The following is a 23809-nucleotide window of genomic DNA, read 5'->3' on the forward strand; positions in this document are numbered from 1 at the left end:
CGGGAGTTCCGATGCTTGCAGGTTTCGCCGCCGATCTCGTTGTCGCGCTCCACTTCGCGTTCATCCTGTTCGTCGTCGCGGGCGGGCTGCTGGTGCTGCGCTGGCCGGGGCTCGCGTGGGCGCACCTGCCGGTCGTCGCGTGGGGCGCCGGCATCGAGCTGATCGGCTGGATCTGCCCGCTGACGCCGCTCGAGAACGTGCTGCGCCGCGCGGCCGGGGAAGCCGGCTACGCGGGCGGTTTCATCGACCACTACCTCGCGCCGCTGATCTATCCGACGGGCCTCACGCGCGAACATCAGCTCGCGCTGGGTCTCTTCGTGACGATCGTGAATCTCTTGATCTACGGGCTGGTCGCGCTGCGCCGGCGCCGGTTGCGCCAGCGCAGTCGCGGGGAACCGGCGCGTTCGTGACGTGCCGGGGTTCAGTGATGAACGGGGTGACGGGGGCGCGAAGCGTCGATCAGCGACCGATACGCGCGAACGGCGGTTTGCTTGAGGCCGACCCAGCCGGCGGCGAGTAACTCGCCGAGCGCTTCGTTGCGCAGCCGTTCCGCTTCGCGGATCTTCGCTTGGTAATACCGATAGTCCTTGTCCATTTTGCGGCTCCTTGACGTTGGCCCTTCGTGTGGGCACGGCGCAACTCTACGGATCGTGTTGCGTTGCAACAAACGATCGTTCATCATGCGACGGCTTAGAAAAATTCATCCATATGTCCGTCCGATTCCCCCCGCTGAATGCGTTGCGCGCGTTCGAAGTCGCCGCCCGCCACCTGAGCTTCAAGCTCGCGGCGGAAGAGCTTTCGGTGACGCCGACCGCGATCAGTCACCAGATCCGCGGCCTCGAAGAAGACCTCGGCGTGCTGCTGTTCCGCCGCCTGACGCGCGCGCTCGAATTGACGCCCGAAGGCGAGGCGATGCTGCCGAAGCTGCGCGAGGCGATGGCGGCGATCACGGCGTCGGTCGAAGCGGTGCGCGCGCTGCGGCCGGTCAGCCGCCTGTCGGTCGTCGCGCCGCCGTCGTTCGCGTCGCGCTGGCTCGTGCCGCGCCTGCACCGCTTTTCGCGGCTGCAGCCCGACGTCGAGCTGCATCTGGCGAGCGCGACGAAAGCGATCGACGCGAGCGACGCGGGCGGGCTCGGCGTCGAACCGCCGCAGCGGGGCGACGGCGCGCAACTGTGGATCCGCTTCGGGTCCGGTCGTTACCCGGGCTACCGCACGGACTGGCTCTTCGAGCCCGAATACACCGCGGTCTGCTGCCCGGCCCTGCTGCGCGCGAAGATTCCGCTGCGCCAGCCGGCCGACCTGCAGCGCCACAACCTGATCTACGATGACACGGTGCCCGATTCGCGCGAACGTCCCACGTGGGTGCAGTGGCTCGAGGCCGCGGGCGTGCCGGTGGTGCGCCCCGAAGCAGGGCTCCATTTCAGCGACTCGGGCCTCGCGATCGCGGCGGCGCTCGACGGCCTCGGCGTCGCGCTGCTGTCGAAGCCGCTCGTCGCGGCCGAGGTCGCCGCCGGCCGGCTCGTCGTGCCGTTCGACATCTGCGTGCGCCGACGCTTCGCGTACTACGTCGTCACGCCGGAGGCGACGGCTGAATCGCCGACCGTCGCAGCCTTCCGCGCGTGGCTGCTCGACGAAGTGCGCGACGCGAATGTCGGCAGCGACCCGGCGTAAGAGAAGGCCGGTGCGTGCGCGCGTCAGTGAAGCGCCGAGTCACCCCCGCGTCAGCGAACCCCCCCGATTGAACCGAAGGGCGCCCTCGGGCCTCTGAGTACAATGCCCGCGATCATGAAAACCGACCCCGTTCCCAGCATCCTCGCCAGCGCCTGCCCGCCGGCCGTTCCCGCCCCGTTCCTGCCGATGTCCCGCGCCGAAATGGCGGCGCTGGGCTGGGACGAATGTGACGTCGTGCTCGTCACCGGCGACGCCTACCTCGACCACCCGAGCTTCGGCATGGCGCTCGTCGGGCGGCTGCTGGAAGCGCAGGGCTTTCGCGTCGGCATCATCAGCCAGCCGGACTGGAAGAGCGCCGAGCCGTTCCGCGCGTTGGGCACGCCGCGCCTGTTTTTCGGCATCACCGCCGGGAACATGGATTCGCTCGTCAACCGCTACACCGCGGACCGCAAGATCCGCTCGGAGGACGCCTACACGCCCAACGCCGAGGCCGGCCGGCGCCCTGACCGCGCAGTCACCGTCTACGCGCAGCGCGCCCGCGAAGCCTTCCCCGGCGCGAACGTCGTGATCGGCAGCATCGAGGCGTCGCTGCGGCGGATCGCGCATTACGACTACTGGTCGGACAAGGTGCGCCGTTCGGTGCTCGCGGACTCGAAAGCCGACCTGCTGCTGTTCGGCAACGCCGAGCGCGCGCTCGTCGCGCTCGCGCACCGGCTCGATGCCGGCGAGCCGATCGACACGATCCGCGACCTGCGCGGCACCGCCTTCCTCGCGAAGCCGGGCTGGCTGCCGGACGCCGAGTGGACCGAGCACGACTCGCTCGCGCTCGACCGGCCCGGCCGCGTCGAGCCGCATCCCGACCCGTACGCGATGGAGCCGGACAAGGCGGGCGCGGCGACGGGGGCCGAGGCCGCGCAGCCGGTGCACATCGTCCCGGCTGCCGAGCGCGTCGCCGCCCGGCGCGCGGCGCGCGGCAAGACCGTCGTGCGCCTGCCGTCGTACGAGGCGGTCTGCGCCGACCCGGTGATGTACGCGCACGCGTCGCGCGTATTCCATCTCGAATCGAACCCCGGCAACGCGCGCGCGCTCGTGCAGGCGCACGGCGAAGGGCCGGGGCGGCGCGACGTGTGGCTGAACCCGCCGCCGCTGCCGCTCTCGACGCCGGAGATGGATTTCGTGTTCGGCCTGCCGTACGCGCGCCGCCCGCATCCGTCGTACGGCGATGCGCGGATTCCGGCGTGGGACATGATCAAGTTCTCGATCAACATCATGCGCGGCTGCTTCGGTGGCTGCACGTTCTGCTCGATCACCGAACATGAGGGGCGGATCATCCAGAGCCGCTCGGAAGCGTCGATCCTCCACGAGATCGAGGAGATCCGCGACCGGACGCCGGACTTCAAGGGCCACATCACCGACCTCGGCGGCCCGACCGCGAACATGTACCGCCTCGCGTGCCGCGACAAGAAGATCGAGACCTCGTGCCGGCGTCTGTCGTGCGTGTATCCGGGCATCTGCGAGAACCTGAACACCGACCACGCGCCGCTGATCTCGCTGTACCGCAAGGCGCGCGCCATTCGCGGCGTCAAGCGCGTGACGATCGGCTCGGGCCTGCGCTACGACCTCGCGGTGCGCTCGCCCGAGTACGTGAAGGAACTCGTCACGCATCACGTCAGCGGCCTCTTGAAGATCGCGCCGGAGCATACCGAGGAAGGGCCGCTGTCGAAGATGATGAAGCCCGGCATCGGCAACTACGAGAAGTTCGCCGCGATGTTCGAGAAGTATTCGAAGGAGGCCGGCAAGAAGCAGCATCTCGTGCCGTACTTCATCGCCGCGCATCCGGGCACCACCGACGAGGACATGCTGAACCTTGCGCTGTGGCTGAAGGCCCACGGCTTCAAGCCCGACCAGGTGCAGACCTTCATGCCGACGCCGATGGCGATGGCGACGACGATGTACCACTCGCGGAAGAACCCGCTGCGCAAGGTGTCGGCCGACTCCGAGGTCGTCGAGACCGCGCGCGCCGGCAAGGTGAGGAAGCTGCACAAGGCTCTCCTGCGCTGGCACGACCCCGAGAACTGGCCGCTGATCCGCGAGGCGCTGCAGCGGATGGGTCGCGCGGACCTGATCGGCAACGGCCCGAACTGCCTCGTGCCGCGGCACCAGCCGGGCGTGCCGGTGACGGCGGGCGGGGACGCGTGCTCCGGCCGGCCGGCTCGCGCTCCCGCGAGGCCCTGCGCGCGCAAGGCCGCGAGCCCGCGGAGCGAAGGTGGCCGGGGCGCGGGCGGGGCGGCGAAGGGGGCGGTCGCCGGCAAGGTTTCGCGGGGCGGCGGCACGGGCCGCAAGGCCGCGACAGGCGGGAAGCCGCGCGGCTGAACGACCGCTGCATCGAGCCGCCGTCGAGCGCCGTCGCGAAATTCTTGCGCCGCCTCAAGGCCGGATTCCGGGTCCCGGGACACAATGCCGCCACCGACGCGACAGCGACCTCCGCGGAAACCCCGCGCGTAAAACTGGCGACACGATCGCCGATGATCTTCGTGATCAGAACCCTGGAGTCAGCATGAAAGCGAATCACCCCGTTTCCCTTCTCGTTTCCGGTCTCGCGCTGCTCGCGGCGCTTGGCGCGGCGCCCGTCTTCGGCGCCGGCGAAGAAGTCGTCGTGCACAAGGACCCGAACTGCGGGTGCTGCGGCAAGTGGGCCGAGCACATGCGGGCGAACGGATTCACGGTGAAGGAGGTCGCGACGGCCGCGATGGGTGCGGTCAAGCGCGATGCCGGCGTGCCGCAGGCACTCGGCTCCTGCCATACGGCGCGGGTCGGCGGCTACGTCGTCGAAGGGCATGTCCCCGCGGCCGACGTCAAGCGGCTGCTCGCCGAGAAACCGAAAGTCGCCGGCCTCGCGGCGCCCGGCATGCCGATGGGCTCGCCGGGGATGGAGGGGGCGTATCCGGCCGACCGCTACGACGTCGTCGCGTTCGACGCCGACGGCAAGTCGCGCGTTTTCGCGTCGCACTGACGGCCACGCGGGCGGCGCCGGGAGCATCGTCATGAACAGGGTCCCGCGGCCGCGCAGGAAGCAGACACCGTGCTCGGCGACCGCGGTAGCGACATGGCCGCCGACCTGCTGATCGTCCGGCCGCTGGGCCTCGTCGGCATCATGATCGGCGCGGGACTGTTCGTCGTGTCCCTGCCGTTCACGCTGCCGACGGGTTCGACCGGCGAGGCGGCGCGCGAGATGGTCGGCGAGCCGTTCGAATACACGTTCAACCGGCCGATCGGCGACTTCAACCACTGCGGCGCCGACCGCCATCCGTGCGGCGGCGCGCCGTACTGAAAGCGTGACGCGCGCCGGCGTCCTCCCCGGACTCGCTGCGGCGGCGCTGCTGGCCGTCGCCTCCGGCTGTTCCGCGCCGGACGATGCCGGCATCGAGCCGTCCGATCGCGGGCAGGTCGCGCGCGGCGAAGTCGTCTACGGGCAGCACTGCGCGTCGTGCCACGGCGCTCGGCTCGAAGGTCAGCCCGACTGGCGCCGGCGGTTGCCGAACGGCCGGCTTCCCGCGCCGCCGCACGACGCGTCGGGGCATACTTGGCACCACCGCGACGAACTCCTCGTCGCGATCACGCGCGAAGGCATGAAACCGCCATGGGCGCCCGACGGCTACCAGAGCGACATGCCGGCGTTCGCCGGCGTGCTCGGCGATGACGACATCCGCGCGGTGCTCGCGTACATCCAGAGCACGTGGCCCGACGACGTGCGCGGGGCAGCGCAAGCGGATGCTCGACCAGCAGGCGCGGCGATAAGGCCGCGGCGGGCCGGAGCCGCGGCGCCTCCCGGCACCCGGCGCGGCGGAAGCAGGGGTTTCGAGAACGTCCCGACGTAGCGGAGCGCGCGACTCGCGGGCGTGGTTCGGCGGCTGTTGATATCCTCCCGCGCTTTTCCGGGTGTTCTCCGAAGGTCGGACTCGATGAACGGATCTTTCAAGCGCGGCGCGGTGGAAGGCGTGCGCCGCATGCTGCCGCTGTCGGTCGGCCTGATCCCGTGGGCGCTCGTGACCGGGGTTGCGATGCGCTCGAGCGGGCTGTCGGCGGTCGAGGCGACGGGCATGAACCTGCTCGTCTTCGCCGGCACCGCGCAGCTCGGCACGCTGCCGCTGATCGCGTCGGGCGCGCCGCTGTGGCTCATCGTGCTGACCGCGCTGGCGCTGAACCTGCGCTTCGTGATCTTCAGCGCCGCGCTGGCGCCGTCGTTCGAGGGGCAGTCGTGGGCGCGGCGCCTGTCGTCGAGCTACCTGCTCGTCGACACCGTGTTCATCATCTGCGCCGAACCGCTGAAGCGCTCCGACGATCCGGAGTGGCGCTGGGGTTTCTTCCTCGGGCCGGCGCTGTGGGCGTGGCTCGTGTGGCAGGTGTTCGGCCTCGCCGGCGTGCTCGGCGCCGACGCGATCCCGCAGGGCTGGTCGCTCGAATTCATGGCGACGATCGCGCTGATGGTGATGCTGGTGCCGATGACCCAGGTGCGCGCGATGCTCGTCGCGGCTGTGGCCGGCGGGCTCGGCGCGGTCCGGCTGCGTGACATGCCGCTGCGGCTCGGCGTCATCGCCGGAATCGCGATCGGCATCGCCGCCGGATTCGCCGCGGAGCACTGGGTCGGGCGCGGGAGGGCGCGATGATCGATGGGGTGTGGCTGTGGATCACGCTGCTGCTGATCGCGGCGGCGACGCTCGTGCCGCGCGGCAGCTTCACCGTGCTCAGGTCGCGCGCCCGACTGCCCGCGGCGCTGCAGCGCGCGCTGCGTTACGCCCCCGCGGCGGCGCTCGCGGCGCTGATCGCGCCGGACCTGCTGCTCGATGACGGCGCCTTCGCACCGGCGAACCCGAAGCTCGTCGCCGGCATCGTCGTCCTCGTCGTCGCGCTGCGCTGGCGCAATCCGTGGCTGCCGTTCATCGCCGGCATGGGCGTGCTGGTGTTGCTGCGGAACGGGGTCGGCTGGTAGCGGCGGCGTTCGCTTCGCCGGGATTCAGACGAGGATGAAGTTCTCGTCCGGCACCGGTGCCGGCGGCGGGGCTTCGCCGAGCATTTCACGCAGGCTCGCGTTGATTCCGGCGACGAGCGCGTCGAGCGCGAGGTCGTTCCCCATCGTCCCGAAGGGTTCTTCGATCTCGTCGCTGAGTGCCTCGAGCGCGAAGAAGGTATAGGACACGAAGGCGACGATCAGCGGCGTCATCGCGCCGATCGAATCGACGAGGCCGAACGGCAGCAGCGTGCAGTACAGGTAGGCGCTGCGGTGCAGGATCACCGAATACGTGAAGGGCAGCGGCGTGTTCGCGATGCGCTCGCAGCCGCCGAGCGCCGTCGACAATTCATTTAGCGAGCGCTCCATCTGCTGCGCGAGCATCGGGTCGAGGTGCCCGGCTTCGCGGCGCGCGCGCAGCCACTGGCCGAGCCACAAGAGCACCAGCGCGGGCGCCGAGCGCGCGCCGCGCATCCGCTCGATCACGTCGGCGGGGAGCAGCCCGAGTAGGTCGACGTCGCGTTCGCGGCCGCGCAGCTGGTTGCGCATCGCGGTCGCGAAGCCGACCAGGCCGAGGATGAAGGGGCGGCTTTCGACGCTGCGGTCGGTCAGCGTCAGCGCCTGGCGCGCGAGATTGCGCGTCTCGACGAGCACCTGGCCCCACAGCTTGCGCGCTTCCCAGTAGCGGTCGTAGCTCGCGTTGATGCGAAAGCCGAGGAAGATCGCCAGCGCGACGCCCATCAGCGAGAACGGATTCGCCGTCAGCGTGACCTTCCACTGGAAGAGCGTGCCGTGCGCGAGGACGACGCCGCAGGACAGCGCGAGGATGAACAGTTGTTGCGGCAGGATGCGGACGACGAGCGACCCGCGGCGGACGAACAGCAGGCGCAGCCAATGCGGGCGGGAGCGGACGATCACGGGAACGCATGCGTAATGAGAGGGGCGGGATTTTGGCAGATTTCAGCCCGCTTCGAGCGTCCATCTTGCTGCGGTGCACGAAACGAAATTGTTACGGAATGCGACGGGAGTGCTTGCCGTCAGCGGAGATCCGGGTTCAGCACCCGCCGCAAGGTTCGAGCGGCAGGCCGCGTTTGATCCAGCCCGGTCCCGCGCTGCTTCCCGACATCCCTTCGCTGACGCTCTGCACCTGCGTGAAACCCTGCTCGGCAAGTAAGCGTTGCACGTGCCCGCTACGGTTGCCGCTGCGGCAGATGAAGGCGATCGGGGCGTCGCGGTCGCCGCCGACGCCTTCCAGCACGGCCTTCACGAATCCGTCCGCGCCGTCCGGTTGGTTCATGTCAATGCGCGCGGCCCCGGCGGCGACGCCGGTTTCCCGCCACTCCCGCGGCGTGCGCACGTCGACGAGGGTCAGTGCGCCGGTCGTCGCGCGCGCCTGCGCCTCCTGCGGCGTGATTTCCGCGGGCGCGGCCCAGGCAGGGGAGAACATCGCCGGAAGCAGCGCGGCGGCGAGGACGAGGATTCGGTGGCAGCGGCGACGCAGTGGTGACATCGGAACAGGCTCCAGAAGATTTCGGGGATCTGCGCGCCGGAGTCTTTTCGGTTCGCGGCGCAGCAGCGACATTATCAACCCGGCGCGCAAGCCCTGGCAGCCATCCGCGCCGGGCCCTTCGACTTCGCTCGGGGCAGGGCTGTCGAAGGAGGCTGCGGGCTTCGGCAAGCACGTTCCGGGACGAAAGCGCGCGGCCGGAATGCTTGCGATCGCGTTTTTCGTTGCCGGTTCAATGGCTCGCGCTGAAGTTTCCGCCGGCATTCCGTCGCTGCCGATGCGGCTGCTCGCCGCGGTTGCCGGTCCGCGCGCCTGTCCCGGCAGCGGGGCGTGATCTATAGTCGCGATAGCGGCCTTGTGGCCGCAGCCGCGCCCGTAGCCCATTTCAATTCGACGTTCGAATACCGGGAGGAGACCGATGAAAGGCAACCCGCAAGTCCTATCCGCGCTGAACGCCTTGCTGCCCGGCGAGCTGGCCGCGCGCGATCAATACCTCATTCATTCGCGGATGCTGCAGGACTGGGGACTGCACCGGGCGGCCGAGCGCTTGTCGCACGAGAAGGAGGAGGAGGCCGAACATGCCGACGCGCTGATCCGCCGCATCCTGTTCCTCGAAGGCACGCCGCAGATGACGCCGTCGCCGCTGACCGTCGGCACCGACCTGCCCGACATCTTCCGCAAGGACCTCGCGCTGGAAATGACGGTCGTTGCCAACTTGCGCGAAGCGATTGCGCTGTGCGAGCGGGAGCGTGATTTCGTCAGCCGCGAAATGCTCGAGCAGATGCTCGACGACACGGAGGAGGACCACGCTCACTGGCTCGAACAGCAGCTCCGGCTGATCGACATGGTCGGGCTGGAGAATTACCTGCAGAGCCAGATGGAAGGGGCGCCGGGAAGCTGACAACGGCCGCGGGAGCTTCCGCGGCCGCCGCAGACGTCATTCACCCCGCGAGCCATGCGAGGCTGCCGGCGAGCGCGAGGCCGCCGCTCGCGAGCAGCGTGAGCTGGCGGCGCGAGCCGTGCAGCCTGCCCCACAGCCAGAAGCCGGAGATGCCGAGGAAGGCGAGGCCGAGCGCCGCCGCGTCAGCCAGCAACACCCAGGCCGGGCCGGTGCCGACCGACATATGCAGCCGCGCGAGGTGCAGCCACAGGTTCGGCTGCGTCCGCTTGAGTTCGGCTTGCCGGCTGCCGAGCCAGTATTCGACCTGCAGCGTCTCGGACGGCGTGTCGGCGCGCAGCGTCCAGCGTTCCGGCTGACGCAGTTCGCCGTCGCCCCAGCTCACCGCGCGCGCCGGATCGACTTTCGGCTTCAGCGTCGCCGCGTCGACGCCGAGCGCGGGGCCGAGTGCCGCCGCGAGCGCCTTCGGATCTGCCGGGACGCCCTCGACCGGCAACACCTGCGTCACCTCCTTGCGCTCGAGCGCCGGGATTTTCATCACCGCGCGGTGGTTCAGCAGGAAGCCGGTAACCGCGAACAGCAGCAGCATCGCGGCGATCGCGAGGCCGAACCACGCGTGGATACGGCGCAGCCATTTTTGGGAGTTGCCGCGCTGCGCGGCGGGGCGGGAATGGAGGTGGATCATCGTAGGCTCGTTCGGAATGGGGATCGGTCGGGGGATCAGAACGCGAGCCTCGCCGACAGCCGCAGCGTGCGCGGCATGCCGACCGCGAGGAGCGGACTGTTGGAGTTCACGCGGCTGTCGCCGGCCGCGGCCCAGTAGCGTTTGTCGGTCGCGTTCTCGAGGTTCGCGTGGAGGTCGAGCTGCCGGCCGGCGACCTTCGTGCGGTAGCGCGCGCCGAGGTCGTAACGCGTATAGCCCGCCACCGTCGCCTGGTTCAGCGGATCGACCTCGCGCTCGCCGGTGTAGTACGCGCCCGCCGACAGCGCGAGACCGCGGATCGCCGCGAGCTGGTGCTCGACGAACAGGCTCGCGGTGATCTCGGGCGTGTTCGCCGGCCGGTTGCCGACGAGGCGCGGGTCGTTCTCGGCGTCGGTGAACTCGGCGTCGAGCCACTGCGCCGACGCGAACACGCTCCAGCGCGGTGCGAACGGGCCGCCGGCGGACAGCTCGACGCCGCGCAGGCGCGCCTCGCCCAGGCGCTGAAAGACGCGATCCACCTCGCCGTTCATCGGGCGCTCGATCTGAAACAGCGCCGCATTCGTCTGCAGGCCCCTCCATTCGCTCTTGATCCCTGCCTCCCACTGCTCGCTGACGAGCGGCTCGAGGGATGTGCCGGCGTTGAGCGCTTCGGGACGCGCGATGCCGCCGTCCTCGAGGCCTTCGAGGTATCCGGCGTAGAGGTTCGTCGCGGGCGTGAGCTTATACACGGCGGCAACCGTCGGCGTAACCTTGCTCTTGTCGTAGTCCTGCGCCCGGTCCGTCGCGTGCTCGAATTCGAACCTGCTGCCCCGCGCGCCGGCCATCACGAGCCAGTTGCCGAGGCCGATGCGGTCGAACGCGTACCAGCCCTTGTCGTAGGTGCGCGAATGCGGCGCGCTGGCCGGATAGGTGACGGCCGTCTCCGGTATGTCGCGCGGGTCGAAGAGGTTCTGCCGCACGACGACGGTGCGCGTCGCACCGACCGTCTGCCGCAGCGTGTTCTGCGCGTAGCCGAAGGTCGCATCGTGCGTGATCGTGCCGGTTTCGAACCGGCCGGCGACTTCGGTGCGGGCATTGCGATTCTCGTATTCCTGGCCCTTCGTCCGCGAAATCCGCAGGTCGCCCTCGCCGGTCGCGAGATTGTAGTCCTGCATCTGCGAGAAGTTGCGGTCGCGCTCGAGCCACGCGCGACCGGCCTCGACGCTCCAGATCCAGTTGTCCGTGAGCGCGAAGTCGCTGCGCAGTTGCACGTTGCGGGCCCGCGCGTCGTAGTTCGCCCAGTCCGGCGCGATCAGCTTCTCCGGGTCGGGGATGTGCGGCAGCGGGATCTCGCCGTTGACGGCCGGCAGCGCGAGGATGCTCGCCTGCTCGACGACGTCCTTCGCGATGTCCTCGACGTCGAGCTTCAGCAGCCAGCGGTCGGTCACGTTCCAGTCGAACGCGCCGGCGACGAGGCGGCGGTCGCCGTCGGCGCCTTCGACCGCGCTCTCGAGCTCGCCGCCGACGAGGTTGATCCGCGCGCCGAACTCGCCGTTCTCACCGAAGCGTCGGCCGACGTCGACCCCGGCGACCGCGCTGCCGTTGTCGTCGGTCGAGAACTGCACCGCGGTGACCGGCGTGCTGCCGGCGCGCTTCGTGACGAGGTTGATGATGCCGGACGGCGGCACGAAGCCGTAGTAGAGGCCGCCGACGCCCTTGAGCACTTCGACGCGCTCCTTGTTCTCGAGCGGCAGGTCGATCAGGTTCACGATCGGCAGGCCGCCGTTCAAGCGGTAGTTCGAGCGGTTCTCGACGAGCAGGCCGCGGATCGACAGGTTGTCGTACGCCGTCGCGCCGAGCTGCGCGCGCGTGACGCCGGCGGTGTTCTTCAGCGCCTCGTACAGGCCGTTCGCCTGCTGCGCGTCGAGCAGGTCGCGGTCGATGACGTTGATCGTCATCGGCACGTCCTTCGCCGGCGTGTCGCGGAAAGTGCCGACGCCGACGCTGCCGGCACGCCAGCCGGTATCGGTCGCGAAGACTTCGACCGCGTCGAGTTGCTGGTCGGCGGGAAGGACGGAGCCGTGCGCAGCGAGCAGCGCGGCGGCGGGAATCAGGCGGGCGAGGGTTTTGAGTCGCATGGGAGAACCCGGAACGGTGGAACGGAAAGGTCGAAAAGCGATCCGCCGAGCCGCCCCGGCCGCGCAGCGGAGCCGGGGGCCGGGCGCAAAGCCGATGATCAGAAGCGGTAGGCCGCCGTCGCCTGCAGCGTGCGCGGCGCGCCCGGCTGGTTCAGGCCGTTGACGCTGCCGTGCGCGGAGGCAGTACTCGCGGTCGAACACGTTCTTCAGGTTGAACTCGAGGTCGTAGGTCTTGCTGCGGCAGAGCAGCGGGGCGTCGACGATCGCGAAGCCGGGCAGGCGCACGAGGTTGTCGCGAGAGGCGTGCTGCGACGACTGGGCGCGCACGCCTCCGCCGAGGCGCCAGCCGAGGCCGAGTTCGCGCAGAGTTCGAGGCCGTGCAGCAGCGTATGGCGCAGGCCGCCGAGCGCGAGTTTCTGGGTCAGTTCGAACTGGTTGAACCAGCCGTCCTCGTTGCGGACGACGTGGCCGTGCGTGCGCTGCGTGACTTGGGGCGCGGTCTGGGCGGTCGCGAGCGCAGGCAGCGCAGCCGCGATCGCGACCCCGAGGGTGCGACGATGCATGGAAACTCCGGTCGGAAGCGTTTTTTGGCTGGCGATCCGGCCGGAGGCTGGCGGACTGGCTGGCTGATGCGTTGATTCTATCGCTGGTTACAAATGCGAATCAATCGCAAATGGAGGCTCCGTGTCGCGTCGCTACCACACGTAGAACATCGTGACCCACGGCACGACGGCGCCCGCCGCGGCAGTCGCGAACGCGAGCCAACCCGCAGTACGGCGAAGGGTCGGCGCAGCGCTTCGACGGATCTGCGCGAATCCGAGCGCGAGGCTCGCGGTGGTCGCGACGGCGAGCAGCGCGCCGCGCAGTTCGGGGAGCTGCGCGAGCGTCACGCCTTCGGCGGCGAGCAGCGTCACCGTCAGCGCCGACAGCCCGAGGAACACGCCGGCGCCGCCGAGCGGAATCAACGCGTACGCGAGCCGTAGATGTGCGGCGGATTCGCCGAGCGCGCGCCCGGCCACGCGCAGCCAGCCACTGATCCAGGCGCCGATGACGATGGCGGCGGTCGCGATGTAGCCGAGGATCATCAACCCGTCGAGCCACGTGAAGACGTCGTTCGCTTCCGGGTAATGCGTGAGCAGCCACCACGGGATGTCGTCGCCGAGCAGCGCGAACGCGTCGTGCTCGACGAGCCATTCGGCGGCGGCGAGCTTCGCACGCACGAACCACGGCGACGCCGACCACTGGAACGCACCGATCGCGGTGCCGATGACGCCGAACACGAGGAGGCGCACTTCCCAGCGGTCCGCATCGCGGGTGCCGAGCGTCGCGACTTCGATCCCGGGGATGCGCGGGGCGAGCCGGACCGCGTCGCGGTGACCGCTGCACCGCCCGCACATGTGGCATTGCGCGGCGCTCTCCATCCGCCGGATATCGACGAGCGGCGCGCAGTCGATCGGGATCACTTTCTTCACCGGATGGCTGTCCCACACCGCGCGGTCGGTGCGGAAATGCACCGGCGCGAGCCGCGCGAGCAGGCCGAACACGCCGTTGACCGGGCACAGGTGCCGGCACCACACGCGCTTGCCGCGGCCATAGACGAGCCCGACCGCGATCGCCGCGAGGGTCGAGCCGCCGAGCACGAGCAGCGCCGCCTTCGGATATTCGTACACGCTGACCAGCTGGCCGTAGACCGTCGTGCCGAGGAACGCGACGAAGGGCCAGCCGCCCCACTTGATCCAACGCGGCACCGGGCGGCCGAGGCCGATGCGCGAGGCCTGTTCGGAGACGAAGCCTTCGGGGCACAGCACGCCGCACCACACGCGGCCCATCAGCATCATCGACACGAGCACGAACGGCCACCAGATGCCCCAGAAGACGAACTGTGCGAACAGCGTCAGGTCGTTCCACAGGTGCGCGCCGGATTCGGGCAGCGGCAGGAAGGCCGGCGTGACGACGAGGAACAGGTAGGCGGCGAGCACCGCCCATTGCACGCCGACGATCCAGCGGCGGTGGCGGCGCATCAGCTCGCCCGCGTGCGCGAGCCAGCGCGAACGGGGGGCGTGCAGCGTGCAGCTCGACATGATCAGGCCCTCCGCCGTCCGAGCAACGCGACGGCGAGCCAGTAGCCGAGCCACGCGACCAGCACCGTCAGCGACGGCTGCGCACGGTAGCCGGCGAACGCCGCCGCGATGCCGCCGGCCGCGCTGCCGTCGGACAGCAGCGCCGAGCTGTCCCACACCGGCTCGACGAGCGGCGGCAGCCATTCGAGGTTGATCAGCCGCTCGATGCCGGCGACCAGCATTGCGGCGGCGAGCAGCAGCAGCACGATCTCGGTCGCGCGGAAGAACAGCCGGCTCGGCAGCCAGCGCGCGCCGCGCTGGATCAGCCACGCGGTCGCGAGCGCGAGCGCGAAGCCGATGCCGGCGCCGGCGAACATCCGGCCCAGCGTGCCGCCCGACTGCTCGACGCCCAGCCCGTAGAGGAACAGCACCGTCTCGGCACCTTCCCGTCCGACCGCGATCGCCGCGAGCAGCGCGACCGGCATGCCGCCCGCCGACGCCGCCGCGCGCGACAGCCCGGCTTCGAGCTCGCGTTTCATCTGCCGGCCGTGGCTGCGCATCCACAGCACCATGTGCGTGATCAGCCCGGCCGCGACGAACACGATCGCCGCCTGGAAAACTTCGAGCGCGTCGCCGGCGAGCTGGCTCTGCAGCCCGAGCATCGCGAGCGCGAGCACGCAGGCGAGGACCAGCCCGCCGGCGATGCCGGCCCACAGGTGGCGCAGGCCGACCGGCCCGCCGCGGCGCGCGTCGATCCACGCGTACAGGATGCTGACGACGAGAATCGCCTCGACGCTCTCGCGCCACACGATGAACAGGGCGTTACCCATGACGGCTTCCTCGATTCCAGGTTACTTCGCGACGAACTGGCCCTTCGCCGTGTCCGGATGGAACTCGCCGAAGAACGGATAGGTGCCGGGCTTGAGCGGCGGGAACACGGTGCTGCGCGACACGCCGGGCGCGACGACGAGCTCCTTGAACGGGTTCGAGGTCTCGAACTCCTCCGGGCCGGCGTTGCGGTTGGTCAGCGTCAGCCGGAAGCGCGTGTTCGCCGGCACGACGATCGTGTCCGGCGTGAAGCGGCCGTTCTCGGCGACGACCTCGAAGCTCGGCAGCTCGGCGTGCGCGGCGGCGGCCGCGGCGAGTGCGGCGATCGCAGCGGCGGAAGCGAGGAAGCGGGGCGGTTTCATGGCTGGCGGATCCTTGGCCGTAGACGGACGAAAACCCCGCGCGGCGCGGGGCCGGCGGGGTGGATGGCGGAGACGGAATCAGAACGCATACAACGCGCGCAGCCCGAACGCGGTGATCGCCTTCACGTCGCGGTTCGCCGCCGGGCGGCGCACGTACTGCAGGTCGGGCGTCAGCGACAGCTGCTCGTTCAGGTACCAGCGGTAGTACAGCTCGCCGATCTGCTCGGCGCCGCGGGCGTCGAAGCCGAAGCCGTCGAGCGTCGGCGCGGCGTCGCGGAACTCGTCGCTCGCGCGCAGCCAGCCCCACGCGAGGCCGACGCCGTCGGCGCCGCGGCCCCACGCGTTGCCGGCGATCTCCGCGCCGACCGTCAGCGCGCGGTCGAACGCCGCATGGTCCGACGTCGACTGGCCGTAGCGGGCGAACAGCGTCACGTCCTCGTGCACGCGCTGGTCGACGCTCGCGCCCCAGCCGGAGGCGCCCTCGACGCTGCCGTCGAAGCCCTCGTACTGGCCGTTGCGCCACGCATACAGGCGGTAGGTGCTGTCGAAGCCGAAGGACTTGCGGCCGTATTCGAGCTGCCCGATCACGAACGGCTCGTCGAAGCTGCGGCCGAAGCGCGCCCCTTCGCCGGCGCCGTACACCGCGGCCGACGCCTGCCACCAGTCGGGGCTGTCGGATTCGTTGCGATATGCGAGGCGCAGGCCCGGCGTGAAGCCGTAGCTGTCGGCGCCGACCGCGCCGCCCGAGTCGAGCAGCGGGTTATGCACGAACACGTTGTTGAGGAACTTCTCGGCCTCGTTGTCGGCGATCGCGTTCTGGTCGAAGAACACGAACGGGTCCATCTTGCCGACGGTCAGCTGCAGACTGTGCGGCGACTCGGCGTCGTCGCCGAGCGGGGTCGTCAGCTGGTACCACGCCTGCGCGACGATCGCGTAGGTCTCCTCGGAGCCGCCGCCGGCCTCGAACGCGAGGCTGTTGTACGCGCCGGTGAAAGTCGGCCGCAGGCCGGTGAAGCTGTCGCCCTGGCCGACGCGAAGCTGGGTGAAGAACTCGCCTTCGCCGCGGCCGACCGAGCCGGCCGGCAGCGTGATGCCGATGTCGCCGCGCCAGGACAGCTGCGACTCGTCGCGCCCGGATTCGCGGCCATCGCCGTCGATGCGCTGCGCAACCGCCGCGACCGCGCCTTCGACGCTGATGCCGTCGAGCGCCGTGGCGAGCTTGGACGGCGCGCCGATCGCGTTGGTCCGTTCCTCGACGGCCTTCAGCCGGACTGCGAGCTCGGGTTCGCGTTCGCTGATGCGGTCGCTGGCGAGGCCGGCGGCGAGGTCGCGGTTCGCCTGCTCGAGCGCCTCGACGCGCTGCGCGAGCGCCGGGGCGGGGGCAGCGGCAGCGGCCGCGGGGGCGGCGCTCGCGGCGAGCCGGCCCTCGAGCTCGGCGTTGCGCTTCTCGAGCTTCTCGACGCGCTCGGCGAGCCGCTTCAGCTCGGCCAGCACCTTGTCCTGCGCGGGCGCCGCGGCCTGCGACGCGCCGGCCGCGGCGACGAGTGAGGCCGCCAGCGCGGTGCGCGCAAGGCGCGGGGCAGACCGCATCTCAGTACCCGCCCTTCTTGCCGATGCCGGCGTACGTGAATTCGTTCTCGACCTCGAACGGCTTGAACCAGGGACGCACGCCGGTGGCGCGGTCGGTGTGGCGGCCGAAGTGCGAGCCGTGGTTCTCGCCCGGCGGCAGGATCGTGTACTTGACTTTGTACTTGCCCGGTCCGGCGAGCTTGATGTTGTCGCCATAGTGCGGTCCGTCGCTCGCGACCATCGGCATGAATTCGCCGGCGAGCTTCCAGTCGCTGCCGATCTTCGCGATCTCGAACTTCACCGTCAGGTAGGGGATCCAGCTGCCTTCCTCGAAGCCGTTCGGGTTGTTCGCAAGCGCGCGGATGTCAGCCTCGATGTGGATGTCGGTCTCGGAGGCCTTCTTCATCATGCCGTCCGGCTCCATCTCGATCGGCTGCAGATACACGGCGGCGACCTCCATGCCGTCGCGCTGTACCGGCTTGCCGATCGGGTATTCCAGGGCGTGCGCGGCGAACGACAGAGCGGTCAGGGTCGCGGCGGCGAGCGCGCGGAGCGGGAAGCGGGTCATCGATGATCCTCGGCGGAGTTTGGAAGGGACGGAGCGGCGGTCGATACCGCGCGTTTCGCGAATAATAAGAATAATGAGAAGTGTTCGCAATAGAAAAATCGCATCCAATATCGCGGATGGGGTATTCCGGGGAGTTTCTGCGAAGCCGGCGGCGAAACGCGTCGCCTGCGGCCGAATGCCGCACAGCGCCGGCGGGTTCGGGGATCCACCGAACGTCGGAACAGAGCCGGTGGACAGCCATCGGCACCTTGGGCAGCGAAGCGCGGCCCGCCTGCCGAGGGTGGGGACCGTCGCGCCGCGGGCGCGTCCCCTCAGACCCGATCGGACGCGGCGGAGGCGGCCGGAGCAGCGGAGGTGGCCGGGGAGGCCGGGGCGGGCTGGACGCCGGCCTGACTGCCTGTCGTGCCGGCTGCCGGCGTTCCGCTGTCGGGTACGGCGTCGGACTCCCAGCCGCCGCCCAATACCTTGAAGAGGTCGACCGCATCGGCGAGCCGCGCGAGCCGCAGTTGCGCGAGCTGGTCCTGGGCGTCGAACAGCGTGCGCTGCGCGTCGAGCACCGCGAGCAGGTCGTCGGCGCCCTCGCGGTAGCGCAGCTCCGCGAGCCGCAAGCTGCGCTGCGCCTCGTCGCGGATCAGCAGCTGGACCTCTTCCTGCCGCTGGTCGCGCTCCGCGTTGCCGAGCGCGTCCTCGACTTCCTGGAGCGCGACGTACACCGCGTTGCGGTAAGTTTCGACGAGCTCGCGGCGGCGTGACCGGGCGGTCTCGACTTCGCCGCGCAGCCGCCCGCCGTCGAACAGCGTCTGCGCGAGGCTCGCCGTGAGCGCGACCGAATTTCCCGGATTCGCGAGCGACAGCAGCGCGGTGCTCGCGAGGCCGGCCGAACCGGAAAGCTGGATCGACGGCAGCAGCGCGGCGCGCGCGGCAGCGACGTCGGCGTTGGCCGCCGCGAGCCGGGCCTCCGCGCCCGCGAGATCCGGGCGGCGCACGAGCAGCTCCGCCGGCAGGCCCGGCGCGACCGCCGGAATGGTGAGCGCGCCCAGCACTTCGCCCGCGAGCGCGAAGCCCTGGGGTGGACGGCCGAGCAGCACCGCCAGCGCGGCGCGCGTCTGGCGTTCGGCGGTTTCGAGCGGCAGGATCGCCGCGCGCTGCGCGAGCACGGTGCTGCGCTGGCGGCTGACGTCGAGGGCCGATGCCGCGCCGTTGCGGAAGCGCGCGTCGGCGACGTCGAAGATGCGCTCGGCGATCGCGAGATTCTCGCGTGCGATGTCGAGGCGGGCGCGGGTCGCGAGCAGCTGGAAATACGTGTTCGCGACGCCGCTGACCAGCGTCAGCCGGACGGTCTCGAAGTCGTAACGGCTCGCCGCGAGGAACGCGTCGGTGCCCTCGACGCCAGCGGCGAGTCGGCCCCACAGGTCGACCTCGTAGCTGATCGCGAGGCTCGCGCCGGTCGATTCCGCTTCGATCGCACGGCTGCCGCTGCCGGCGTCCGAGCGCCGCCAGCCGGTGTCGCCGCCCGCGGTGGCGAACGGCAGCAAGGACGCGCCGGCGGCGCGAAGCTGGATCTCGGCCTGGCGTACCCGTTCCGCGGCGATGCGGATGTCGGGGTTCGCCGCGAGCGCGGCGTCGACGAGATCGTGCAGCGACGGCGAACCGAAATCCCGCCACCAGCCCGACGCCGGAAGCGCCGCGGCCGCGGGCGTGGCTTCCGTCCATCCGGCCGGCATCGCGAGTTCGGGGCGCGTTGTCGGCTCGGTGATCGCGCAGCCGGCGACGAGTGCGAGCGCGGCGGCGAACGGGACGGAGCGCAGCGAAGAACGGGTCGGCAGGGCGGAGGCGGAACGATGACGGATCGAGGGCATGAGCGGGTTCATTCCGACGCGAGCGCGACGACGGGATCGAGGCGCGCGGCCTTGCGCGCGGGCAGGTAGCCGAAAATCAGGCCGGTCGCGAACGCGCAGCCGAACGCGAGCAGCACCGGCGGCAGCGAATAGACGATCGGGGTGTCGAAGGCTGCGATGATTGCCGCGGCGCCGAGCCCGACGACGACGCCGATGGCGCCGCCGAGCGCCGACACGACGAGCGCCTCGATCAGGAACTGCTGCAGGATGTTCTTCATCCGCGCCCCGGTCGCCATGCGGATGCCGATCTCGCGCGTGCGCTCGGTGACCGACACCAGCATGATGTTCATGACGCCGATGCCGCCGACGAGCAGCGAGATTGCGGCGACGGTGCCGAGCAGCACGGTCAGCGTGTTCTGCGTCTCGGACGCGCTCTCGATGATCGACGCCATGTTGCGGATCTGGAAGTCCTCGACGCCGCCGTGGCGCGCGTGGAGCAGCGTGTGCACCGCCTCCTGCGTGTCGTCGATCTGCGCGACGTCCTCCACGGCGACGGTCGCGCTGCGCAGGTGACGCTGGCCGAAAAGCCGCAGGCTGCCGGTCGAGTAGGGCACGAAGATCACGTCGTCCTGGTCCGAGCCCCACGGCGTCGCGCCCATCGGGCCCATCACGCCGACGACCTGGAACATGATGCTGTTGACGACGACGAATTCGCCGACCGGGTCGGCGTCGCCGAAAAGGGCGCTCGCGACGGTCTGGCCGAGCACCGCGACCGTCGCGTAGCTGCGCTCGTCGGCGGCGCTGAAGAACGTGCCGCGCGCGATCGGCCAGTCGCGCGCGATCGTGAAGTCGGCGCCCGTCGCGGTCGCGGATGTCCGGTGGTCGGCGTTGCCGTAGCGGATCGTCACGGTCGCGCTCTGCTCGGGCACGGCCGCGAGCACGTTCGGCAGCTCGGTGATCGCGCGCACGTCGTCGGGCACCAGGGTCGCCGTCGTGTCGCGCCCGCGCTGGTTCGGCGCGCCGGGGCGCACCGTCAGCAGGTTCGTGCCCATCGAGCTGATCTGGTCGATCACCGACTGCTTCGCGCCGTCGCCGATCGCGAGCATCGCGATGACCGCGGCGACGCCGATGACGATGCCGAGTAGCGTCAGCGCGGCGCGGAACACGTTCGCGCGCAGCGCGCGCAGCGCCGTGCGGCCCGCTTCGACGACGTCGGACAGCGGCGAGGTGCGGTCGATGTGCGGCGCGAAGTCGGGCTCGCCGCCATCTCGCCGGCGCGGGCCGGGATCGCTGAGGATGTTGCCGTCGCGGATCTCGATGATGCGCTGCGCCTGCTCTGCGACTTCGCGCTCGTGCGTGATCAGGATGATCGTGTGGCCGTCGGCCGAGAGCTTGTGCAGCAGCTGCATGACTTCGGCGCCGCTCTTGCTGTCGAGCGCGCCGGTCGGCTCGTCGGCGAGGATCACGCGACCGCCGTTCATCAGCGCGCGCGCGATCGACACGCGCTGCTGCTGGCCCCCGGAGAGCTGGTTCGGGCGGTGGCCGGTGCGCTCGCCGAGGCCGAGCGCGGTCAGGAGTTCGGTCGCCCGCGCGTGCCGCTCGGCGGGCGGCATGCCGGAGTACACCGCGGGCACTTCGACGTTCTCGCGCGCGGTCGAGCCGCCGATCAGGTTGTAGCTCTGGAACACGAAGCCGAAGGTCTCGCGCCGCAGCCTGCCGAGGTCATCGCGGTCGAAACCGGCGACGTCGCGGCCGAGGAAGCGGTAGCGGCCGGTCGTCGGGCGGTCGAGGCAGCCGAGGATGTTCATCAGCGTCGACTTGCCCGAGCCGGACGTGCCGACGATCGCGACGAATTCGCCGGGCAGGATCGTCAGGTCGATGCCGTGCAGCACCTCGACCGCGAGCTCGCCGCTGCGAAAGGTCTTCGTGATGCCCGACAGCTCGATCAGCGGGACGGCGGGCGTCGCGTCGACCTTCAGCTCGCCGATGAAGGGTTCGTGCTTCATAGGCGCGGTGGCCGGCGCGCGCCGGCCGGTCCGCCCGCTTCGAGCGCGATGCCGGACACGACCTGTTCGCCTTCTTCGAGTCCCGCGAGCACTTGCGCTTCCACGCGGTTCGTGACGCCGACTTCGACGCGGCGCTCCTCGACGGTTCCGGCTGCGGTGGCGACGCGCACCGTGCGCTCCCGCGGCGCGTGCCCGCTTGGGTCGCGTCGCTTGCGTGCCGGCTCGCCGGCGCGGGAGCGGTTGCCGGGCGCCGACGTGGGCGTCGCGCGCGGTGCATGGGACGCGAATGCCGCCATCGGAACGAGCAGCGCATCGCGCGCCGCCGCGACGACGAAGAACACCTGGGCGGTCATCTGCGTCATCAGCGCCTGGTTCGGGTTCGCGACGTCGAACAGCGCGTTGTAGAGGACGACGTTGTTCTGCACGACCGGCGTCGGCTCGATCTTGTTCAGCGTCCCTTCCCACCGCCGGCCGTTGCCGCCGAGCGTCGTGAAGTACGCCGGCATCCCGAGCTTCAGCCGGCTCACGTCCGCCTCCGACACCTGCGTCTGCACCGTCATCGTCGACAGGTCGGCGATCCGCAGGATCACCGGCGCCTGCTGGCTCGAAATCAGTGTCTGGCCCTGGCGGGCGGTGATCGACACGACGGTGCCGGTCATCGGTGCGTAGATCCGCGCGTAATTCAGGTTCGCCTCGTCGGCGCGGAGATTCGACTCGGTCTGGTCGATCTGCGCCTTCAGCGCTTCGATCTGCGCCTGGGCGGCGAGCTGCGCGGCTTCCGCGGTCTGCAGCGCCTCGGTTGTCGTCGCGTCCTCGGCCATCAGGTTGCGCTGGCGGCGGAGCTGCATGTCGGCGAGCTTGAGGTCCGATTCGCGTGCCATCAGTTGCGCGCGCTGGTTGCGCCACTGCGCGCGCGTCGCGTCCACGCGGCTCTGCAGCACGACCGGATCGATCTCGGCGAGCAGGTCGCCGGCCTTGACCTCGGTCCCGACCTCGACGTGGAACTTCTTCAGCTGCCCGGACACCTGCGCGCCGACGTCGACATACTCGCGCGGCTGCAAGGTTCCGGTCGCGGTGACGACGTCCTCGATGTCGCCGCGCGACACCGCGGTCAGCTGGAAGCCCGACAGCTCGTCGGGCTTCGCGAAATACTTCGACCAGACGAAATAGCCCGCGGTACCGAGCAGTACGACGCAGATCAGCGCGAGAATCGTGTAACGCGAGCGTCGCTTCGCTTGCAGCGGGACCGGGGCTGGGGTCATGACGGTGTTGGGGCGAGGGTTGGGACGGGGCGGCGCGCCTTGCGGGCGTCGGGTTCGGCGCAAAGATTAAGTGAAGGATGGTCGCCGGTTTGTATCGTATTGCAGGCCGAGGTTCCGCGGCGGGTGCCGCGGGGCCCGGGATTATGGCATGCCGGCCGGGTGGAGGGGCCGGGGCGCGGCCGCGCGAACGGCGGCCGGCGGGGCGTTCGCTGCTGCGGGGGTTTACTGCTCGGGGACGGTGATGAAGCCCATCTTCTGGATGCCGGCCTGCCGCGCCGCCGACATGATCTGGGCGAGCTTCTGGTAACGCGTCTCGCGATCGGCGCGCAGATGCAGCTCCGGCTGGACCGCTTTCGCCGCGGCTTCGGCAAGGCGGGCCGCAAGCTCGGCGTCGTCGATCCGGCGGTCGTTCCAATACAGGAAGCCCGCCTCGTCGACGGCGAGCGTGACGGTCTCCGGTTTCTCGTTGTTCGCCGCGCTCGCCGCGGTCGGCAGGTCGATCTTGACCGCGTGGGTCAGCAGCGGCGCGGTGATCATGAACACGATCAGCAGCACCAGCATCACGTCGATCAGCGGCACCATGTTGATTTCGCTCATCGGGGCGCCGCGTCCCTCCTGGCTGAAGCCGCCGAATGCCATCACGCGGCTCCCGGCGTCGACACCCGCAGCGTCGGAGTCGAGGCGGCGCCGCGCGCCGGACGGTTCGCGGCGTCGCCGGTCGGGGCGCTCGCGAGACGGGTGCCAGTGGTAAACCACGCGTGCAGGTCGTGCGCGAACGCGTCGAGCTCCGACAGTTCGAGGCGATTGGCCCGCGTGAAGGCGTTGAAGGCGAGCACCGCCGGGATCGCGACGAACAGGCCGAACGCCGTCATGATCAGCGCTTCGCCGACCGGGCCGGCGACCTTGTCGAGCGTCGCCATGCCGGACACGCTGATGCCGATCAGCGCGTGGTAGATGCCCCAGACAGTGCCGAAGAGGCCGACGAACGGCGCGGTCGAGCCGATCGACGCGAGCACCGTCAGCCCGGATTCGAGCTGTGCCGTCGATAACGCGATCGATTTCCGCATCGCGCGGGTGACGAACTCGTCGGTGTCGAGCTTGCCACCGAGCGTCTCTTCATGCGTGTGGCGGCGCAGATGCTCGGCCGCGGCGGCGCCCTGGCGCGCGAGGGCTTCGAACGGCGAATCCGGCGCCGCGCGCGACAGGCGCGTGAGGCCTTCGTCGAGGTTCGGTGCGTTCCAGAACGCCTCGACGCCGGCGTCGAACCGGCGCGCCCGGAACTGGCGCAGCGCGCGTACCGCGATCAGGTACCAGCTTGCGACCGACATCACGACCAGCATGAAGGCGACGAGCTTGATGATGAGGTCCGACTGCCCCCAGAGGTGGGCGAGGCCGAAGTTGTCGACAGGCAT

The 23809-nt window shown here is 70.3% G+C and carries 25 protein-coding genes; 9 read left to right on the plus strand and 16 right to left on the minus strand.

Features of this window, described 5'->3' with window-relative positions:
- Positions 1 to 11 precede the first annotated feature (11 nt).
- The gene (locus V6M37_RS14095; RefSeq protein WP_332674317.1) at positions 12 to 410 is read left to right on the plus strand and encodes a DUF2784 domain-containing protein; all 399 of its coding nucleotides are present in this window, start codon (positions 12 to 14) and stop codon (positions 408 to 410) included.
- 11 nt (positions 411 to 421) lie between these two features.
- Here the strand turns inward: V6M37_RS14095 and V6M37_RS14100 are convergent, their stop codons facing one another.
- On the minus strand, positions 422 to 595 hold the full coding sequence (locus V6M37_RS14100) for a hypothetical protein (RefSeq protein WP_332674320.1): 174 nt from the start codon (positions 593 to 595) through the stop codon (positions 422 to 424).
- Positions 596 to 708: 113 nt separating this feature from the next.
- On the opposite strand from V6M37_RS14100, the gene gcvA reads away from it, so the two are divergent.
- The 7 genes from gcvA to V6M37_RS14135 all read left to right on the plus strand — a co-directional run bounded on the left by gcvA (position 709) and on the right by V6M37_RS14135 (position 6661).
- Positions 709 to 1671: a transcriptional regulator GcvA gene (gene gcvA, locus V6M37_RS14105; RefSeq protein WP_332674322.1), complete on the plus strand. Its 963-nt coding sequence runs from the start codon at positions 709 to 711 to the stop codon at positions 1669 to 1671.
- 114 nt (positions 1672 to 1785) lie between these two features.
- Complete coding sequence (locus tag V6M37_RS14110) at positions 1786 to 4044, plus strand: YgiQ family radical SAM protein (RefSeq protein WP_442881017.1); 2259 nt, start codon at positions 1786 to 1788, stop codon at positions 4042 to 4044.
- Between the two features lie 184 nt (positions 4045 to 4228).
- Positions 4229 to 4684 (plus strand): DUF411 domain-containing protein, encoded by a 456-nt coding sequence (locus V6M37_RS14115; RefSeq protein ID WP_332674325.1) that lies wholly within the window; start codon positions 4229 to 4231, stop codon positions 4682 to 4684.
- Between the two features lie 69 nt (positions 4685 to 4753).
- Positions 4754 to 5002 (plus strand): hypothetical protein, encoded by a 249-nt coding sequence (locus V6M37_RS14120; protein ID WP_332674328.1) that lies wholly within the window; start codon positions 4754 to 4756, stop codon positions 5000 to 5002.
- A 4-nt stretch (positions 5003 to 5006) separates the two neighbouring features.
- Positions 5007 to 5549 carry a c-type cytochrome gene (locus V6M37_RS14125; RefSeq protein ID WP_332674331.1) on the plus strand — a complete coding sequence of 181 codons (543 nt, stop codon included), beginning with the start codon at positions 5007 to 5009 and terminating at the stop codon, positions 5547 to 5549.
- Between the two features lie 84 nt (positions 5550 to 5633).
- Positions 5634 to 6338 (plus strand): AzlC family ABC transporter permease, encoded by a 705-nt coding sequence (locus V6M37_RS14130; RefSeq protein ID WP_332674333.1) that lies wholly within the window; start codon positions 5634 to 5636, stop codon positions 6336 to 6338.
- Positions 6335 to 6661 (plus strand): AzlD domain-containing protein, encoded by a 327-nt coding sequence (locus tag V6M37_RS14135; protein WP_332674334.1) that lies wholly within the window; start codon positions 6335 to 6337, stop codon positions 6659 to 6661. Before V6M37_RS14130 ends, V6M37_RS14135 begins: the two co-directional genes overlap by 4 nt.
- 24 nt (positions 6662 to 6685) lie before the next feature.
- On the opposite strand, the gene V6M37_RS14140 is transcribed toward V6M37_RS14135, so the two are convergent.
- Entirely contained in the window at positions 6686 to 7597 is a 912-nt protein-coding gene (locus tag V6M37_RS14140) for a bestrophin family protein (RefSeq protein ID WP_332674336.1), read from the minus strand.
- A gap of 136 nt (positions 7598 to 7733) precedes the next feature.
- Positions 7734 to 8189: a rhodanese-like domain-containing protein gene (locus V6M37_RS14145; protein WP_332674339.1), complete on the minus strand. Its 456-nt coding sequence runs from the start codon at positions 8187 to 8189 to the stop codon at positions 7734 to 7736.
- Positions 8190 to 8604: 415 nt separating this feature from the next.
- Between V6M37_RS14145 and bfr the strand changes: the two genes are divergently transcribed.
- On the plus strand, positions 8605 to 9087 hold the full coding sequence (gene bfr, locus V6M37_RS14150; protein WP_332674341.1) for a bacterioferritin: 483 nt from the start codon (positions 8605 to 8607) through the stop codon (positions 9085 to 9087).
- 40 nt (positions 9088 to 9127) lie between these two features.
- Here the strand turns inward: bfr and V6M37_RS14155 are convergent, their stop codons facing one another.
- From V6M37_RS14155 to V6M37_RS14215, 13 genes are all read right to left on the minus strand, one after another.
- Entirely contained in the window at positions 9128 to 9769 is a 642-nt protein-coding gene (locus V6M37_RS14155; protein ID WP_332674343.1) for a PepSY-associated TM helix domain-containing protein, read from the minus strand.
- Between the two features lie 35 nt (positions 9770 to 9804).
- Positions 9805 to 11904: a TonB-dependent siderophore receptor gene (locus V6M37_RS14160; protein WP_332674346.1), complete on the minus strand. Its 2100-nt coding sequence runs from the start codon at positions 11902 to 11904 to the stop codon at positions 9805 to 9807.
- Between the two features lie 206 nt (positions 11905 to 12110).
- A complete protein-coding gene (locus V6M37_RS14165) occupies positions 12111 to 12467 on the minus strand; it encodes a hypothetical protein (protein WP_332674348.1) in 357 nt (118 codons plus the stop codon).
- 132 nt (positions 12468 to 12599) lie between these two features.
- Positions 12600 to 13985 carry a 4Fe-4S binding protein gene (locus tag V6M37_RS14170; protein ID WP_332674350.1) on the minus strand — a complete coding sequence of 462 codons (1386 nt, stop codon included), beginning with the start codon at positions 13983 to 13985 and terminating at the stop codon, positions 12600 to 12602.
- Between the two features lie 2 nt (positions 13986 to 13987).
- Positions 13988 to 14794 (minus strand): FTR1 family iron permease, encoded by an 807-nt coding sequence (locus V6M37_RS14175; RefSeq protein ID WP_332674352.1) that lies wholly within the window; start codon positions 14792 to 14794, stop codon positions 13988 to 13990.
- Between the two features lie 21 nt (positions 14795 to 14815).
- On the minus strand, positions 14816 to 15154 hold the full coding sequence (locus tag V6M37_RS14180) for a cupredoxin domain-containing protein (protein ID WP_332674354.1): 339 nt from the start codon (positions 15152 to 15154) through the stop codon (positions 14816 to 14818).
- A 78-nt stretch (positions 15155 to 15232) separates the two neighbouring features.
- Positions 15233 to 16744, minus strand: coding sequence for a carbohydrate porin (locus V6M37_RS14185; protein WP_332674356.1), 1512 nt, complete (start codon positions 16742 to 16744; stop codon positions 15233 to 15235).
- Between the two features lies 1 nt (position 16745).
- Positions 16746 to 17291 carry an iron transporter gene (locus V6M37_RS14190; RefSeq protein ID WP_332674358.1) on the minus strand — a complete coding sequence of 182 codons (546 nt, stop codon included), beginning with the start codon at positions 17289 to 17291 and terminating at the stop codon, positions 16746 to 16748.
- 311 nt (positions 17292 to 17602) lie between these two features.
- On the minus strand, positions 17603 to 19150 hold the full coding sequence (locus V6M37_RS14195) for an efflux transporter outer membrane subunit (protein ID WP_332674361.1): 1548 nt from the start codon (positions 19148 to 19150) through the stop codon (positions 17603 to 17605).
- 8 nt (positions 19151 to 19158) lie between these two features.
- A complete protein-coding gene (locus tag V6M37_RS14200) occupies positions 19159 to 21135 on the minus strand; it encodes a MacB family efflux pump subunit (RefSeq protein ID WP_332674364.1) in 1977 nt (658 codons plus the stop codon).
- On the minus strand, positions 21132 to 22397 hold the full coding sequence (locus tag V6M37_RS14205; RefSeq protein ID WP_332674365.1) for an efflux RND transporter periplasmic adaptor subunit: 1266 nt from the start codon (positions 22395 to 22397) through the stop codon (positions 21132 to 21134). The genes V6M37_RS14200 and V6M37_RS14205 overlap by 4 nt, the downstream gene beginning before the upstream one ends.
- A 222-nt stretch (positions 22398 to 22619) precedes the next feature.
- The gene (locus tag V6M37_RS14210; RefSeq protein WP_332674367.1) at positions 22620 to 23036 is read right to left on the minus strand and encodes an ExbD/TolR family protein; all 417 of its coding nucleotides are present in this window, start codon (positions 23034 to 23036) and stop codon (positions 22620 to 22622) included.
- Positions 23036 to 23809 (minus strand): MotA/TolQ/ExbB proton channel family protein, encoded by a 774-nt coding sequence (locus tag V6M37_RS14215; RefSeq protein ID WP_332674370.1) that lies wholly within the window; start codon positions 23807 to 23809, stop codon positions 23036 to 23038. The genes V6M37_RS14210 and V6M37_RS14215 overlap by 1 nt, the downstream gene beginning before the upstream one ends.

This window comes from Aromatoleum sp. (genome assembly GCF_036675785.1).
Lineage (GTDB): Bacteria > Pseudomonadota > Gammaproteobacteria > Burkholderiales > Rhodocyclaceae > Aromatoleum.